This is a genomic window from Paenibacillus sp. FSL R5-0713, from assembly GCF_037973325.1.
Classification (GTDB): Bacteria; Bacillota; Bacilli; order Paenibacillales; family Paenibacillaceae; genus Paenibacillus.
The window spans coordinates 5459408-5477439 of sequence record NZ_CP150229.1; the positions used below are offsets into that span (position 1 = coordinate 5459408).

General features: G+C 47.8%; 9 protein-coding genes. 1 reads left to right on the forward strand and 8 read right to left on the reverse strand.

Going from position 1 to position 18032, the window contains the following annotated elements; all coding sequences use genetic code 11:
- Window positions 1-283: 283 nt before the first annotated feature.
- The 7 genes from MKZ12_RS24310 to MKZ12_RS24340 form a co-directional block, all read right to left on the reverse strand.
- A complete protein-coding gene (locus tag MKZ12_RS24310; protein WP_339257207.1) occupies window positions 284-3499 on the reverse strand; it encodes an alpha-mannosidase in 3216 nt (1071 codons plus the stop codon).
- Between the two features lie 4 nt (window positions 3500-3503).
- The gene (locus MKZ12_RS24315; RefSeq protein ID WP_339261511.1) at window positions 3504-5858 is read right to left on the reverse strand and encodes a glycoside hydrolase family 3 N-terminal domain-containing protein; all 2355 of its coding nucleotides are present in this window, start codon (window positions 5856-5858) and stop codon (window positions 3504-3506) included.
- A 36-nt stretch (window positions 5859-5894) separates the two neighbouring features.
- A complete protein-coding gene (locus tag MKZ12_RS24320; protein ID WP_062837930.1) occupies window positions 5895-6815 on the reverse strand; it encodes a carbohydrate ABC transporter permease in 921 nt (306 codons plus the stop codon).
- Window positions 6816-6838: 23 nt separating this feature from the next.
- Window positions 6839-7768 (reverse strand): ABC transporter permease subunit, encoded by a 930-nt coding sequence (locus MKZ12_RS24325; RefSeq protein ID WP_339237455.1) that lies wholly within the window; start codon window positions 7766-7768, stop codon window positions 6839-6841.
- Window positions 7769-7845: 77 nt separating this feature from the next.
- On the reverse strand, window positions 7846-9318 hold the full coding sequence (locus MKZ12_RS24330) for an ABC transporter substrate-binding protein (RefSeq protein ID WP_124117530.1): 1473 nt from the start codon (window positions 9316-9318) through the stop codon (window positions 7846-7848).
- A gap of 280 nt (window positions 9319-9598) precedes the next feature.
- On the reverse strand, window positions 9599-11119 hold the full coding sequence (locus MKZ12_RS24335) for a response regulator transcription factor (protein WP_339257208.1): 1521 nt from the start codon (window positions 11117-11119) through the stop codon (window positions 9599-9601).
- 1 nt (window position 11120) lies between these two features.
- A complete protein-coding gene (locus MKZ12_RS24340; RefSeq protein ID WP_339261513.1) occupies window positions 11121-12908 on the reverse strand; it encodes a sensor histidine kinase in 1788 nt (595 codons plus the stop codon).
- Between the two features lie 481 nt (window positions 12909-13389).
- On the opposite strand from MKZ12_RS24340, the gene MKZ12_RS24345 reads away from it, so the two are divergent.
- The gene (locus MKZ12_RS24345) at window positions 13390-16155 is read left to right on the forward strand and encodes an endo-beta-N-acetylglucosaminidase (protein WP_339257209.1); all 2766 of its coding nucleotides are present in this window, start codon (window positions 13390-13392) and stop codon (window positions 16153-16155) included.
- A 145-nt stretch (window positions 16156-16300) separates the two neighbouring features.
- On the opposite strand, the gene MKZ12_RS24350 is transcribed toward MKZ12_RS24345, so the two are convergent.
- On the reverse strand, window positions 16301-17815 hold the full coding sequence (locus MKZ12_RS24350; RefSeq protein ID WP_339257211.1) for a class I adenylate-forming enzyme family protein: 1515 nt from the start codon (window positions 17813-17815) through the stop codon (window positions 16301-16303).
- Between the last annotated feature and the right edge of the window lie 217 nt (window positions 17816-18032).

The following is an 18032-nucleotide window of genomic DNA, read 5'->3' on the forward strand; positions in this document are numbered from 1 at the left end:
TAAACAAATAGAATGGTGTAGCTATAGAAGATCAAGCTGAGAACATTCACACTAGACCACTACGATGACAGAATAACCTTCCGATCGCTGTTATCCCCAGATTTTTTTGTTTCCCTTTTCTAAAGGGTAAAATCTGGGGATAGTGTATGCTTCCGATGTAGCTTTCTTTCAGAAAGCTTTTAGGCGAACGCTTCGCTTCTTCTGGTTATTTCTGTCCTCTCCGTTAACGTGTGAATAAAGAGCTCCGACGCGACATATATAGCTCGAAATATTTCAAAAAGGTTTACCGCAGTAGCACGGTTTGTATTTCGTAAGGTTTAAAAGATAGTGTGATCTGGCCATTCGTATGGGCCAGTGGTTGGACCGGTTCTTCCAGTGCGTTGGAGTGATAGGCTTGCTCGAACGCATGTGGCCATTGCAATGTGATGTTTTCGCGTTTGCCTGACGACTCATAAAAACGCAGCACGGTGCCGTGTCCATCCTCTGCCAGTTTGACGGTATCCAGAATGACATGCTGGCTTTCGAAGTTAATCCATGATCCAGTTGCTGGACGTGGGTGTGCAACAGTTACTGTTGCATCTGCCGTTGGATATACTTCAGCCCCTGTGCTTTGTTGTGATTGATCCATCTGCTGCACCTGTTCCATCGATTGCACTTGTTGTGGCTGTTGTGTTTGCTCTACTTGTTGCACGACCACTTCCGTGTTCAGTTCAGCTGCATGACGTACGGTGTGTGCGTTTCTCCAGTCTCCGTTGTGCGGGTACAGGGAATATGTGAATTCATGTTCCCCCAGATCAGCCGTGCGGTCAGGCCATTTTGGGGCACGCAACAAGGACAAACGAATCGTGCTGCCTTGCACGTCATAACCGTATTTGCAGTCATTGAGCAAGCTCACGCCGTATCCATATTCGGCTACATCCGCGAAGCGATGTCCGCAGACCTCATACTGGGCTTGTTCCCAGCTTGTGTTACGATGCGTTGGACGTTCCAGTGCGCCAAATGGAATCTCAAATGTCGCTTTGGAGGTCACCACATCAATAGGGAAACCAACTTTCAGAAGTTTGTGATCTTCATTCCAGTTCACCTGTGTCTGGAAGTCGATTCGCCGTGAGTCGTGATAAAAGACGATATCTTGTGTGATTTCCGATTGATGTAGCTTCCACCGGAAGCGCAGGACATCCTTCGTTGTACCCGCCAGCACCAGCTTTTTCTCCAACAGTTCCACTTCGCCAGCAATCTGTTCCTCATAACGACTGTCGATATCCCATGCATCCCAGAGTGTCGGACGGTCGTGGAAGAAGTGAAGTTGATTGCCACGTTCACCTGGCTTCAGCATCTCGCGCTCTGCGGTCTTATCCCACAGACGGGTGATCTCCCCGCGTTCGTTGAACTGTATATGATAAAGAGCGGTATCCCATGTATCATTAAAGGTTGGTTGTGCGGCAAGGTTGGTCATTTCCCGTACATTCGTTTCCCTTGTGTTTTCCGGTACCAGCCAGATCGTTTTATATCCAAACGCCGGAATGTCTGTCACGAGAATAGACATGCTGCCATCCTCCCGATCCATCCGCAGGCGTTGGCCTTCTTCATCGACGCCATAGCGATCCAAGCCATCCTGCACAGAAAGTTGAACGACTGCACTCCGTTTCCAGCCCAGGCTGTTGAATACAACATAGGCTAGTGAACCTTCTGGTCCCTTGGTGTTGATAGCCGTTGTCAATGCTGCAATGCCTTGATGCAGTCCGGTTCTACCTAATTCAAATACCTGTACATATTCCTCATTCGAAGTCACGTAGGACTCTGTAATCGCCGATCCCGGTATAATATCGTGGAATTGATTCAGCAAAATCAATTTCCAGCCGTCATGCAGTGCTGAACGCACTTCAGCTTCGGTATTCGCCTCCATATCCGGTTGAGCGAGTGTATTCCACAACTCAGCTTCTCGATACAGAACCTCCGCTTTCCTATTGTTGCGCTTATTGCGAGCATGTGTCGTGTAGGTTCCCCGATGTAACTCCAGATACAGATCACCATGCCACTTCGGAAGTACAGGTTGTTCCTTTTCAATTCCGGCAAAGAAAGCTCCGGCTGTGCTGTATCGACTTGCAGGCTGTCCAACCATCAATTCTGCGCGATCCATATACTCCAGCATCTCGCGTGTTACCCCGCCGCCGCCATCTCCGTGTCCATATAGAAGCATATGCTCCGGATGAGCCGCTTTCTCACGGTAGGACTGCCAGTGATCGTGAATATCTTTTGGCAAGGTGTTCTCATTAACACCATGATTGAGGTAAGACAGGATCGGTGTGCCGTCAATGCCCACCCAATGGAAGAGATCGTACGGAAACACATTCGTGTCGTTCCATCCCAGCTTTGTTGTCATGAAATATTCCACATTGCCATGTTTCAAAATCTGTGGCAGGGAGGCACAATACCCGAATGTATCCGGCAACCATTCAATTTGTGATGTCTTGCCGAATTCCTCCATATAGAAACGCTGACCATATAACATCTGGCGAATCAGAGACTCGCCGCTTGGGATGTTCAGATCCGGCTCTACCCACATGCCGCCAACCAGTTCCCAACGCCCTTCTGCAATCCGCTGCTTCACTCGTGCATACAGTTCGGGATCATGCTCCTTCAGAAATGCATATAACAAGGGTTGGCTCTGCGAATACACATAGTCAGGATATTCATTCATGAGTGCATCCACGGTGGAGAAGGTACGGCTCGTTTTACGTACCGTCTCGCGCACAGGCCACAGCCACGCAATATCAATATGGGACTGTCCCACCATATGCTCCAGACCTTCCGCGTTACCGCCAATCTCACGTACATGATGCTTCAGATTATGCTCAATCCGACGAATACCTTCCCCCTGCTTGATCTCTTCTGCTGACATGCCTACAAATTGGTCCATCGCACGATAGATGGCTTCCAGCAGACGAACCCGCCTGAAGTCACTCTCTGGCAGCAGCACAGCCGAATCACGCACAATAATGACGGTGTACATGAGACTGCGAACGGCTTCATTTGGTCTCACCAGCAAGCTAGTAACCGATGTGATCGGCGGCTGAATAACCGCCTGTTGATTCAAGGGGTCCACAGGTTCAGGTACTGGATCGAACATCTCAATCTCAAGTTCTGGGTTAGTCCCGACTTTAGACGGATCAAGTGTGACGTAGGTATGATTGCGGTCCAATCCCTGGTAGGAGTGTCCATTCACCCGCAGTAAACCTTCTCCCCCCGTTTCAAATACAAGCCCATAAGGCGCTTGCTGCCATGTAGCAGGGATCTCCAAACGTGTTCTGAAGAAATACGTCGTTCCCTGTTTGCTCGGAAAACGCTCATAATCTTGCCCTTCCGGGTACTCACCCTGATCCTCATACTGTCCTGGCACATTGTAATAAGCACGGGTAATGTCCCAGCTGCGCAGCTGCAATTGCTCCAGCCACTGATGTTCGGACAACTCGCGAATCAATCGTCTGATACGTTCCACAGTCTTACGCCTCCCTTATAGTCAGTTCGGCCATTTGCGTATCATTTACGCTGCTGCCGATATGAATATGGAATTGTCCTGGTTCAACGACAGGCTTCAAATCACGACCAATATACTGCAACTGCTCCGCTCCAATTCGGAATTCCACGGTCTGTGTCTCTTCAGGCTCCAGGTTCACTTTCGCAAACCCCTTCAGTTCCTTGGCAGGACGAGTCAGTGAGCTAACCACGTCCGAGATGTACATCTGTACAACTTCTGCACCTGCATAAGGGCCGGTGTTGGTCACATTCACAGACACCGTGACTGAATCCCCCGCTGTCATGGATGCATCACTCAGCTGCGGTTCACTGTACTCGAATGTGGTATAACTCAGTCCGTACCCAAATGCATAACGTGGCTCCAAATCCTCTTCGAGGTAACGCTTGCCTCGGGAACGTTTGCCGTTGTAATAGATCGGTAATTGGCCGACATGCTTCGGAATGGAGATCGTCAATTTGCCTGACGGATTCACATCACCGAATAGAATATCTGCAATGGCATGCCCGCCCTCTTGACCCGGATACCACGCCTCCAGAATTGCATCGGCATGTTCATCCACCCAAGGTTCCGTGATGGGACGACCATTAATATAGACAACGACAAGCTTTTTGCCGAGCTTGTGAATCTCCTGAATGAGTTCCAACTGCACTCCGGCAAGACCCAGCGTCATTCGGTCGATTCCTTCACCGCACTCCATATCGTTCCATGAGTGATCCGATACATTGGAAGCGCCCGTCTTCAGATCGATTGTTCCTTCTCCAAAGTCACGCGCACTGGAGCCACCAACCACCATAATGACGGTATCTGCCTGACTGGCAACTTCGATAGCCCGCTCAAATCCTTCTTTTGAATCACCTTTAATCCGGCATCCTGGTGCATAGAGAACCTGATCTACACTGCTGCCATCAGTCACAAAACCAACAGAACTCTTCTCCGTTTGCACATCCATACGATTAGCCAGCTTACTGCGAATGCCATCCAGTACCGTCGCCACTTTCGACTTCGGTTGCGGAGACGTGTAATCACCCAGCTGATTGTAGGCCTGATCAGCATTGGGACCAATGACGGCAATCCGGCCCAAATTTCCTATCGATAAAGGTAGCGTGTCAGCTTCATTTTTGAGAAGCACAACACCTTCCGCCGCCAACTGGCGTGCGAGCTGAATATGCTGTTCACTGCCAATCACTTCTGCTGCCCGATCAGCATCCACATAAGGCTGTTCGAATAAGCCCAGTCTGAACTTCAACGCCAGTACGCGAGAGACAGCCTGATCCAGAACCTGCACATCAAGCTTGCCTTCTGCCACCGCCTGCACCAGATATTGCCCGAACATCTCACCGGACATTTCCATATCGATGCCTGCCTCAATCGCCTGCACCGATGCATCCAGTCCATCCGTCGCGACATCATGCCCACTAGCCAACATGTTGATCGCGCCACAATCCGTAATAACCAGACCATCAAAGCCCCAATCTTTACGCAAAACATCTTCCAGCAGTTCGGTATTTACCGTACAAGGTGTGCCATCAATTTCGTTATACGCCGGCATGATGGAAGCTGCACCTGCTTCTACAGCTTTACGGAATGGATACAGATCCACTTCCAGCAGTTCACGCCAGCCCATATGTACAGGCCCTGCATTGCGTCCACCTTCCGAGCTGCCGTAACCGACAAAATGCTTCAGCGTTGCCGCTACTGTATCCCCATGTTCCAGATTTTCACCCTGAAGTCCCTCCACGGAAGCAACTGCCAGTTCTCCAATAAGATACGGATCTTCACCGAAGCATTCCTCCGTACGCCCCCAGCGCGGATCACGCACAACATCCAGTACCGGAGAATAGGTGACCGCACCGCCTTGAGCACGTGTCTCCCGCGCTACTGCCTGACACATCTCCCGATATAGATCCACATTCCATGTGCTCCCCAGTAAAAGGGGAACGGGATAGACCGTCCCGTCAATGGCCATATGACCATGTGAGCACTCCTCCCCAATCAGGATGGGAATGCCCAGTCTGGAATGCTCTACCGCATAACGTTGAATCAGGTTAACCGCCTCAGCGCCTTCTCTGGCAGATAGTCCATTTTCCAGTGTAACGCCAGTCCAGGGATCTGCCCGAAGTGCACCATAGAGGGAGCCAATGCCGCCATTCTCCACTTGCTGCTTAAAGGATTCATTTAATGTGATGTTCCCCTGATCATTCGTATAGGTCTGCCAGCCAAATGGCTGCGTAAGTTGGCCTACCTTTTCTTCCGTAGTCATCAGGCTCAGCAGGTGTTGTACCCGTTCCTCTACGGATTTGCTTTGGTCCTTGTAAGTCATCAATCTGCATCTCTCCAATCCTATAGCAAGATCCGTTTATTCTTTGACCGCGCCCACCGTCAGACCCTGTACAAAATAACGCTGGAAGAACGGATAAGCGAATATAATTGGCAACGTGGCAAGCACAACCATCGCCATTCGGGACGTATCCTGCGGAATGGACTGCATGGCTGCCAGACTCATCGAACTGTTAGCAGAGTTCTGCTGGATGAACTGGATGCTCGACTCAATCCGCATCAGCATGGATTGCAGCGGCACCAGATTGGGATTATCGATGTACAACAGCGCATTGAACCAATCATTCCAGTAACCAAGTGTACTGAACAACCCGATGGTTGCCAGTCCCGGCAAGGAGAGTGGAATTACAATTTTCATAAAGGTATAGAATTCTCCGGCACCATCAATTTTCGCCGATTCAATGACTGCATCCGGCACACTGGTGGAGTAGAATGTACGCAGGATCATGATGTAGAAGGCATTCATCGCCAGGGGCAGAATCAGTGCCCATAACGTATCTTTCAGTCCAAGCAGCTGGGATACAACCATATAGGTTGGAATCATCCCGCCGTTAAACAACATGGTCAGAATCGCAAAGATGGAGAAAAATCTCCGATATCTGAAGCTCTTTCGGGAGATCGCATACGCATATAGCGACATGAGAATCAAACTGATGATGGTACCAAGTACCGTCACCAAAATGGTAACTCCATACGCCCGCAGCAGCGTGTCCCCGCTCTGCCAGACAAACTGATATGCCGCCAGACTCCATTCTGCCGGAATCAGACGATATCCATCACGGGCCAGTGCTTTCTCGTCCGTAAACGAGATGATGACTACAAATATAAAAGGAAATACACAGATCAGAGCGAATAGACCGGCGATGATGTTCATGATTACGTTCCAGCCGCTGGATACGTGGTGGAAGTCGCGTTTTTTAACAAGCCCTGCTTGAGCCATGGTGGTTCACTCCTTTCCCTGTTCTAGAATAGGCTGCTGTCTTTATCTACTTTGCGCACAACATAGTTGGAAATAATAACGAGTACAAAGCCCACGACGGATTGATACAATCCCGCAGCTGTGCTCATGCCAATCTCACCACTCGTTTTCAAACCACGGTATACATACGTATCAATAACATTCGTAACGGAATAGAGCGTACCTGAATCCCTTGGCACCTGATAGAACAGTCCAAAGTCGGCATAGAAAATGCGGCCTACGGCCAGCAAGGTCATGATTGTAATGATGGGTGATAATAAAGGAATCGTAATATTGCGAATTTGCTGCCATTTGCTTGCCCCATCGATCATGGCTGCTTCATAGAGAGATTTATCAATCCCCAGAATGGAAGCCAGATAGACAACGCTGCTATATCCAATCGTTTTCCATAACGCTACGAATACGAGAATATACGGCCAATATTTTGCCTCGGAGTACCACTGAATCGGTTCCATCCCGAACCAGCCGATAATCTGATTCAACATCCCGCGGTCCATGCTCAAGAAGCTGAAAGCGAAGTAACCAACGATAACCCAGGATAGAAAATACGGCAGAAACATGCCGGTTTGATACAGTTTGGCGAGTCGTTTATTAACCAGTTCCGAGAGCAGGATTGCCAGTGCCACAGCGAATACCAGTCCCAGGAAGATGATGGCGATGTTATAAAAGAGAGTGTTGCGTGTAATGAGCCATGCATCACTTGTGCTGAACAGGAATTTGAAATTGTCCCAGCCTACCCATTCGCTCTTCATCAGACTTGCCCAGAACCCTTCACGGCTGAACCGATATTCCTTAAAGGCAGCCACTGTACCCACAAGAGGCAAGTAGGAGAAGAAGAAGAACCAGATGGCGCCTGGCAGCACCATGAACAGCATGACCCGGTTTCTAATCAGGTTTTTCAAAAATGTAGTCATTGTGGAGTTCCTCCTTCAGGCTTGAATGAAAAAGGACCGGACGCGATAAGCAGCCGCCCGATCCTTACGATGTACTCTTACTTGTTTTCCGCTCTCCAGGCATCCAGCTGGCTTTGGGCTTCCGCCATTACTTTCTCCAGTCCGGCTTGATTGAACTTCTCAATCACTTGATCCAGATTGGCTGCCGGGTCCAGTGTACCTGTCATCAGTGCTGCCCAATACTGCTCTTTCACGTTCTGTACCGCCGTCAGTTCGGCAGATACATTGCTTGAATCAAAGTTAAAGCTGAGGATCGGGGAATTGGTACCTTCAGCGTTAAACTTCTTGAACTCATCCCATTTGTTGTCCGGGTCATTGCTGTTCAGATAGAGCAGCATGTTATTCCCAAGGGAGTATGAAGGCATATCGTAGTTTTTCGATTCAGGCAGATTTTCCATATGCGTGTCATCCACTTTTTTGTAGTGTGTGCCCTCGATACCGGAGTCCACCATATTGCGCAGCACAGGATCTGTATTCAGCAGGTTCAGGAACTCCATCGCTTTTTCTGGATATTCCGAGTTAGCCGAGATCGCCATAATGGAACCTTGTACAGATGTATTCGTTATAATCGCTTCACTTGCAGGTGTTGAAACAACTTGATAACCGTAACTTGCAGACCATTGGTTGTCCGCGAGCGGCTGTGTCTGTGCACGATCCAGGAACCAGTTGCCCGATGTTGTTAGGTCGTTCGTGGAACCTGTTGTAGCTGCTTCTGCCGATACATAACCGGCTTTGTAATATTTGTGCATCGTCGTAAGTGCTTCTTTCATTTCAGGTGTTTCCAATATGTTCACGAGCTTATAGTCCGTTGTATCCAGCTTGATTGCCATCGGCAGATTCTGAATGACATAGTCATACGGCACGTAAGGAACATAGTTTTTATCCATGGCAAAAGGTGTTACACTTGCCTCGTTTTCCTTGATCGTTTTCAGCAAAGGCTCCAGACTGTCTAACGTACGGACACCAGAGGTGTCCAGCTTGTATTTATCAACCAGCATTTGGTTAAAGCGCCATACCTCTTGTTGAGGCAGCTCTTTGTTGGCTGGAATTCCGTAATTGTGTCCGTCTACCTTCGAACCGCTGAGGAATGCAGGATCAATGGTCTTGGTGAGATCCTGACCGTATTCAGCAAGCAGGTCATCCAGTTCAAGGAATGCACCTTTTCTGGCATTTTGTACATAATCGAATCCACCGGAAGAGGTGAACAGAATGTCCATTGGCTCACCGGATGCTACGTTAACCTGCATCTTCTGTGGGTAGTCACCCCAGTCCACCATCTTCATCGTTACCGTGGCATTAATTTTCTCTTTGGTATACTTGCTCACTTCTTCCATCACTTTGTTGACGTCTTTCTGAGGGGTACCGATGGTATACCAGATCAACTCTACCGCGTCGTCTCCAGCTCCCCCGGATTCCGAAGCATCTTTGCTTCCTCCACAGGCACTAAGAACAAGTGTAACGGCCATTAACAATGCAAGAACGAGTGAGAAGCGTTTTCTTTGTTTACTCATTTCTTTGATCCTCCCTTTTCGTGTTCCCTTAGGCACTACTTACTAACTGCTTTAACCTTATCGAATGAAAGCATTTACAAAAAGAAGATAAACTTAAGTTTTCGAGGTACAAATTAAAGAGAAATTGTCCTTGGACAACTATTTTGTACCTGTTTAAATAAATCGCTTACATGAAAGAGACATGCCGGGTAACGTATAGCATGATCTTCATGCTGCCATTCCTGTTCCCGATATGTCTCTTGGATCTCTGTCCGTACAGTTGAATCTACCGGTCACCAAATTAACCAAACACCTTGAAATCCGTCGGTGAAATTCCCACATATTTGCGGAACTGTTTATAGAAATACCCTGTCTCCCAATACCCCACATTTCGGGCGATCTCATGTACCTTCAGATTGGTATTCCGCAGCTGTTCCTTCGCACGTTCAATCCGGTATTTATTGATGTATTCGGCAAACGTTTCTCCAGTCTCCTTATGAAACAACTGTCCCAAATACACCGGATGCAGATGATAGTGGGCACCCAGCAGCTTCAGGGAAAGTTCTTCTGCGTAGTGTTTGTCGATATGCTGAAGGACTTGGTTCACAATTGGATTCTTCATATCCTGCAATAGGGATTGAATCGTCTGCGCCGCAACTTGCTGAAGCGCCCGCACGAGTTCATCAAAAGTGCCACTGTCCAGCACAAGTTGAAGCCCTTGTTGGTATATGGCAGACTCATCCGAGTGTTTGATGCTCTCCAGTTCCATTTTGAAGCGAATCACCACTTCCAATGCGGTATTCTGTAACTCCCCAGGCGTAAGTCCATTGCGATGCTGTTCAAAATCCATACGAATCCGCTCCGCAAGTTGTTCTGTATTCCGGGACAGAATCAGTTTCGTGTAATCCCTCCAGTCAATGAAGAAGGACGCTGCCGAGTTGCCGCAACGATCCAGGATGGCATGGTCGATGACTTTCAGATCGGGATAGATCATCACGTATTGGAGCGCCTTTTTTGCCTCTTCATAACTGGCCGGCGCATGGTATATCCCCTTCATCAACCTGCCCGCCCCAATACGTACCGCAGGATGTGTTACTGAGATGGCATCGGATAAAGCCCGAAGACCATCCATTAACTTCTGTTCCTCATCCTCGTTACCCTCGACATTGGCAACAATGACGAGATCACCATCGATGTCATGAAAGACATTCAGATGGGACTTGTCCTTCAGCATCTCCTCCACACGTTCAAACATGCCGAATGTTTGCCCTTTGTCTTTGTCACGCAATATAGCGACAGCCACATCCGAGGCTTCTAGAGAAAGGTTCATAAACCGGGCACGTTCCTCAAATTCGGTAGCTGCAATCTGTCCCGTAAGCCATCGATGAAGAATGTTATCTTTCAGAATCTGAATGCCATACGCATCATCGGTTTGAGGTGTCACTGTATGATCCAGCTTGGACGCTGTATTCCTAAGCGTGGATTCCAATTCCTCCACATTAATCGGTTTGAGCAAATAGTTTTCGATCCCCAGCTGCATGCCTTCCTTCAGATATTCGAACTCATTGAAACCACTCAGGATAATGACTTTCATCTCAGGTTGCACTCGCCTTGCTTCCCGAATCAGGTCAAGACCATTCATGAGTGGCATGGATATATCCGTGATCAGGATGTCCACAGGCTGAGAGGAGAGCGCTTGTAACGCTGCCTGCCCATTACCTGCATGGCTCACAATTTCCATACCAAATGAAGACCAATCCACAATATCGTATAACCCTTCAATGATGAACGGCTCATCGTCTACAATAAACACCTTGTACATGTTAAACTCCCGTCCCTTCTGTATGTGGATAACGCACCCTGATCCGTGTTCCCTCACCGAGGGTGCTCTCTATGGTGATACCGAACTCCGGCCCATACAGGAAGCGCAATCGACTATGAACACTGCGCAGTCCGAACATCTGACCCGACTCTTCTGGACGTTCCAGTTCTTCAAGGATTTCCGTCAGGCGTGCAGGATCAATGCCTTTGCCATTATCTTTGATCTCCACCTGCATCACATTATCCGTCTCTTCCACAACAATCGATAATCGGTTATCCGAACGTTCCGTCTGAATGCCGTGCACGACATAATTTTCAATAATAGGTTGCAGCGAAAGTTTGACCACAGGGTGTTGATAATAAGCAGCATCGATCTGGATCGTATATATGAAAATATCCTTGTAGCGGATTCGGAATAACTCCAGATACAAGCGGCAAGCTTCCATCTCATCTTTCAGCGTGTAATTCTTCTTCTGCTGTACCAGGCTCTTGAACAATACGGATAGGCTATAGATCATCTCGCCGACATCTCTCGCCCCCTGGGATATGGCCCTCATTCGAATCACTTCAAGCGTATTGTAGAGAAAGTGAGGATTGATACGCGCCTGTAAAGCGACCAGTTCGGTCTCCTTCTGTTTGATCTCGGCTTTGTAGACGCGTTCAATGTACAGATTCAGCTCATCCAGCATGTCGTTGAAGCTATGCGAGATCTGCCCCAGTTCATCATCGCGCGCATCGTCGATGCGAGCCGTCAGGTTGCCGTATTTTACTTTTTGGGTAAAGCGAATGATTCGACGGGTTCGTTTGGCAAAGTTAATAATGAAAAACGCCGGAACCAACACGGCAAACAGAATACACACGATACTGATGGAGATGATGGTATTACGAATCCCCGCATAGGTCTCAGCCATTTCTTCCACCGGAACAGTACCAATAACCACATAACCCTGATCCGCGGAGACAAACTTGTTCACATACATGTTCTGCTCCTTCTTCATCGAATCCATATCCGTCTGATCAAACAGGGAATCGGCCACATTCACGTAAGGGTACTTTTTCCCGTAATACTGATTGTTGGAGTCGAACAGGACTGTTCCTTTGGCCGATAACACCACGATTTCTCCCTTCAGGTTACTCTCGTAGTTATCCAGTGCATTCCCGATTCCCTCCGAGTCAAAAAACACCAGAAACTGCCCCAGATTACGAAGCGTCTGTGTATTATTAATCGGTACGCGGATGGAATAGAGCGCAGGGTCCCATTGATTGATCTCTTTGCGAATCCAGTAATTGGGTGCACTGATATTGGGCGTTTCCATCGCCATCACGTCCGGTATATAGGAATGAGCTACATTGGTGTCCAGCTTGCGGAACTGCTTGTGTTGATTAAAGGCAGACAGATCCTGCTGCTCAGCGCTATACAACATGAGTTGGTTAATCTGCGAATTACGATCCATAATGTTCTGAAAATGTTTCAACACATCGGCCGAATAGTCGTCCTGATTGGCGTAATATCCATTCGTCATGTGCTGAACATATTCAGCGTAGGAGTGGTTCATCAGATACGTAATGTTGGCGGAGAGTGCCTCATTCTGATGCATGTCCCTCACCATGTTTTGCACCGATTCATACTGCTGATGAATATAACGATCCACATGTTCCATCGCTGCTTTCTGGATCGCCAGTTCCCGGCGAATCGTGGAGTCGGACACTGTTAGAAAGATGATATAAGACAATGTAATGATCGTGACAATCGATATCATCGAGAAGGTCAGGAGCATTTTCATAAACATATTATTTTTGAAGAAATTATTGTAAACGCTAACAATTTTCAAGTCGCATGTTCCCTCCGATGCTGTTTTCCTGACTATATAAGTTGAACTAAAGATATTTACACTGACACTACGATGACAGAATAACCTTCCAATCGCTGTTATCCCCAGATTTTTTGATTCCTTTTTCCCAAGGGAAAATCCGGTGATAAAGGCGAAGCTTATGCTTCCGAAGTAGCTTTCTTGCAGAAAGCTTTTAGCTTCGCTTTTTCAGGTTTCTTCTGTCCTCTCCGTTATCGTGTAAAAAATTAGTTTAACTTATATAGAATTATATCATCAGGCTTCTGACATTAACTTGTCACCTGTAACTTTTCTTTAGTTTGTACTCGCGTTTCTTTAATTTCACCCTATTTAAAAACGCTTTCATCCACTATCGTTAACCATAAGTTTAGCTTTGTGTAAAAGAATGCCAACCATTCATTCCACTTGAAGGAGGAACATCATGACACGCAAACTCAAACCGAAAGGCATCATTCCCAAGGTCACTGCCATGGTACTGACTACGGCATTGCTTGGACAAGTTGTTGCATCATCCGTTTATGCAGGAGACACGCTCCCTTACACAGGTGAAAGCGCCAAAGGGGTGAATCAGCCCTATCAGCACGGGTATACCTCAGCCCAGATTCTGAACTGGACACCTGAAAGTGACATCCATGGTGATCTGCTTCGTGCCCATGTCCCCTTGCAGCCCCGTAATGAACCGTTCGCTGCCACGCAAGCTTATCCTGAGCTTAGTCCAGACACCCAGCTATTTACGATGAGTGGCGATTACGGCAATGCATTCTTCGATAGCACACCTTATACCAATGAATTCAGCCAATATCTCTTTAATTATTGGCAGTATACAGACTACTACAGCTATTGGCATGGCATGGCTTCTGCCGGAGTGCCGGAGGAATTATACGATCCCAGTAAGGAGTGGACGGAGAAATACTTCGAGTTTGGCATTTTGAATATCCCGAATCCGGCCTATACCAACGCAGCTCACAAAAATGGCGTCAAATCCATTGCCAACATCTTTTTCTCGGACAATGACCGTGGGCCACAAACCTATAAACAAATGCTGATTCAGGATGAAAACGGCAATTTCCCTGTAGCCGAGAAACTTGCCGAGATGGCAGAATACTACAACTACGATGGATACTTCTTCAATCAGGAAGAGGTTGCCCGGGGTGTAGCCCCTGAGGATATCGCTTCCTACAAGAAATTCATGAAATATCTAAGAGATAAAGGCCTGTACGTTCAGTGGTATGATTCCACCATCAATACAACAGGCAAGATTCAATACCAGAACCAATTTAACGGCCTTAATAGCCCCTTTGTAGAGGATTCCGTTCTCGGCAGAGTCTCGGATTCCATCTTCCTGAACTACGTATGGAACCACAAGATGCTACGCGATTCCCGCGACCATGCCCTCAGTCTGGGACTTGATCCACTGGAAACCGTATTTGCAGGTGTTGAAGGTGGTCATGACAGATTCGGCCGCTGGAAGCAATCCTACGACCTGCGCCACAATCTGGATGAGAACGGTCAGCCCATGAATAGTATCGCGACGCTGGGTGCAGATTTCACCCACAATGCCCTGGATGAAGAGATGGGCGATGGGAGTACGAATCATCGTGCGGAGGATCAGTATCAATGGATGACCTTTGTGCGCGATCGTGCTTGGTGGTCTGGTCCAAATCAGGACCCTACGGATGCGCGTCGTAACGCTTCTGCCAATCTGTCGGATGTGTATGCTTCCGGCGCAAACTGGGATGGGATTGCTGCATATCTTACCGAGCGATCCGTCATCAATGGCTCGAATTTTGCGACAAGCTTCAATACAGGTCACGGTTTGAAATATTATGAAGACGGCGCTGTCTCGAACGACAAGGAATGGTCCAATATCAACATTCAGGATATCCCCGTCACTTGGCAATGGTGGATGGATAGCGAAGGCGACAAACTGAGTGTCGATTTTGATTATGGCCCATCTTATGAGAAAGGCGCAAGGTACAACTACGATTCCATTGGCGCATTCCAGGGCGGCAGCTCACTCGTGGTAAACGGTACACTGAACGCGGAGAACTTCCTGCGCCTGTACAAGACCGACCTGTCCGTCAACGGACAATCCACACTGGAGCTGACGTATAACAAACCGTCCACCAGCGATGCTTCCTCCCTGCATGTTGGTTTAATCTTCGAAGATGACCCATCCAACGTGGTCAACGTAAATGTGCCTAATTCAGGCCAGCATACGGAAGGCTGGAAGACAGCTACATTGGATCTGAGTGCATATCAAGGCAAGACCATTGCCGCCATGGGATTATCCTTTGACCCGAACGGTAAGACCATTGAGAACTATCAGATGAATATTGGCGAGATCCGCATTTCCGACGGTTCAGCGGCTGTACCGGATGCACCAATCGGTTTCCATATTGCCAAAGCACTGACCAACACCAATGAACTGGTTGTTGCCTGGGACATGAAGGACTATTCAGAGGTCAAACAATACAATTTGTATGAAAATGGTGCCTATGTTGGCGGTGTGTATGATTCCACTTTTTATATTAAATCGCTAAAACAGCCTTCTGGAGAACTGTCCATACGTGCTGTTGGTGCAGATGGTACCGAAAGTGAAGCAACCGTCCTGCCTTATGATCTGAATGCAGCCGTTCAGAATATTGATGTGAAATTCAAAAAGAATGGCGATGCCATTGTAAGCTGGAACCACCCGAAGAAAGCAAAAGATACAGGTAAAGGCAACGAGTCCATTCAGCTCACACTAGAAACCGAATACACCAATAAACCCTTCACCAAGTCGCTTCAGGTCAAAAAAGGAAAATCATCTGCCGTTCTGACCGGACTTCCAACCAACGGTGAACATTATGTACTGAATATCGCCATTGGCGGGCAGAATCCGGTTACCCATACCGGACAGCTCGCAGATCTTCAGATTACACCATACGCCAAGGATAAGGTCACGGTAAAAGATGGGAAGTACACGCTTGCCCTGCCGGATCTGGAGGACTGGTACAAGATCTATGTATATGAAAATGGGGTAGCACGCGAGTTCGGCGTCACTTACGTTTCGCAGAAATTCCCGTATATCATTCGGGGAAGAACAAAGCTGAGTGAACTGACCTTCACACCAGCGTCCAGCAGCTCTTTGAAGCTAGTTATTGAGGATTATGCGGGCAATCAGGCCACGACAATTTTGAGGTAAATATAATTTTCGTGCACGCCTGTATGCTAGTTGAGATACGTACAGCCCTTCACTTCCCAAAGGAAGTTGAAGGGCTGTTTGTTCCTATAGGAACGCATCCACCTGCTGAACATTCAGTGCTTTTTGAACTAACGTATTTCTTTGATTACACCCCGTTGGATAACATTGAGGATAGATACTTCCGCAACTGCTTTTTGTCTATTTTATCCACAGCTGTTCTGGGCAAACTATCCACAATGAACAGTTGAGTCGGCCATTTGTACGGAGCAAGATATGGCTCACAAAACGCTCTCATCCGTGTCAGATCCAGACTATCACCGTTCCGTAACACTATGAAAGCGACGAGTTCCTCTCCTTCGTCAGGAAAAGGAAGTCCGACTACAGCCGCCTCGCTTACTGCCTCATGAGTCATAATGACATGCTCCACTTCGGCACAGAACACATTGGAACCGCCCACAATGACCATATCCTTCAAGCGATCAAACACATACAGGTAACCTTCTTCATCCAGGCAACCGGCATCCCCAGTTCGAATCCAACCATCGGGCATGGTCTCGGCAGAAGCCTCCAATTGACGCCAATATCCCATCATGATCTGTGCACCTCGAACAACGATTTCTCCAGCCTCACCCGTCATTGTCTCACTTCCGTCCGTATCTAATATCCGAACTTCGAAGGCCTGCTCACCCTGAACAGCCAGGTCGGCTGGACGACCTACGGATCGAAGGCGATGAGAATTCCCCATATGCTGAGCAGGAAAAAGACGGCTTATGGACATCCCGCATTCTGCTTGTGAGTAGTTATTCACAATAGTAGCATCAGGAAATTGCGATACAACCTCCTGTAGTGTATCCGGGGAAATAATGGACCCTCCGCAGCCAATAAGCGTTAGGCTCTTCAAGTTTCTCACTCCTACGGATGCCTCGCGGGTAAAATCCCGAAGCAGTTGGCCTACTGTACTGAGTTGCGTAATCTGATCACGTTCAACAGTTTCCATAATGCGGTGTACATCCGCCGGGTATTCATCTAGGAATACGAGACAGCCCCCAGCAGCCATGGTCGCCCACAACTGGAACTGACCCACCAGATGGGATAAGTTAAGCACCAACACACGATGACTGAGATCATGACCGAAGCCTGCAGAAGGTGTAAGTTGATTCCAAGCAGCCATACCACGATGCGAATGTATGACCCCTTTGGGACGGCCGGTTGTCCCACCCGTATAAATCAGGACTGCCGTATCGTCTACACTTCGTTTGAGTTGGTCTTTTGGAGAGAACGCAGATTCCTGCTGTAAGAGAGTAGCGAGCGAACTGTTATTCGTCCCTTCTTCGTCTGTCGTGAACAGTTTTGGACAATACCCAAGAAGCTTTACCGTGGCGATCGCTGCATTAGCATGTTGGTCATCATGAATAACCATATATGGCTCTGCATCCTGTAATATGGCAGCAAGTTCAGGCACTGTTAGCATAGGAGACGGTACGAGCGGTATAGCACCGATCCCAACTGCTGCATAAAACGCAACAACGAGCTGGGGATCTGGATCACCTAAAAGGGCAAAGCGATCACCAGCCCGGAGTCCTTCAACATATAGAGCATAGCTCAGTCTTTCAACTTGACCGTTAAGCTCCCCATAACTCATCGTTTGCCCATGTCGCATTTACGCAGGTTGCTCAGGGTACAGACTTGCTGCAATTGGCAATCGTTCGGATAGAAGCAAGCAATTACCCCCAACATTTATATTTCCATTTTCTCCGTTAAGAAAACTATGGAATAAAAAGAGAGTAGCATATATCTGGAATAATAAGTAATCACTATCCCCTATTAAAATCATAAATTCTTCTGATATTACATTTCTATCAACCCTGGTTAAGTAC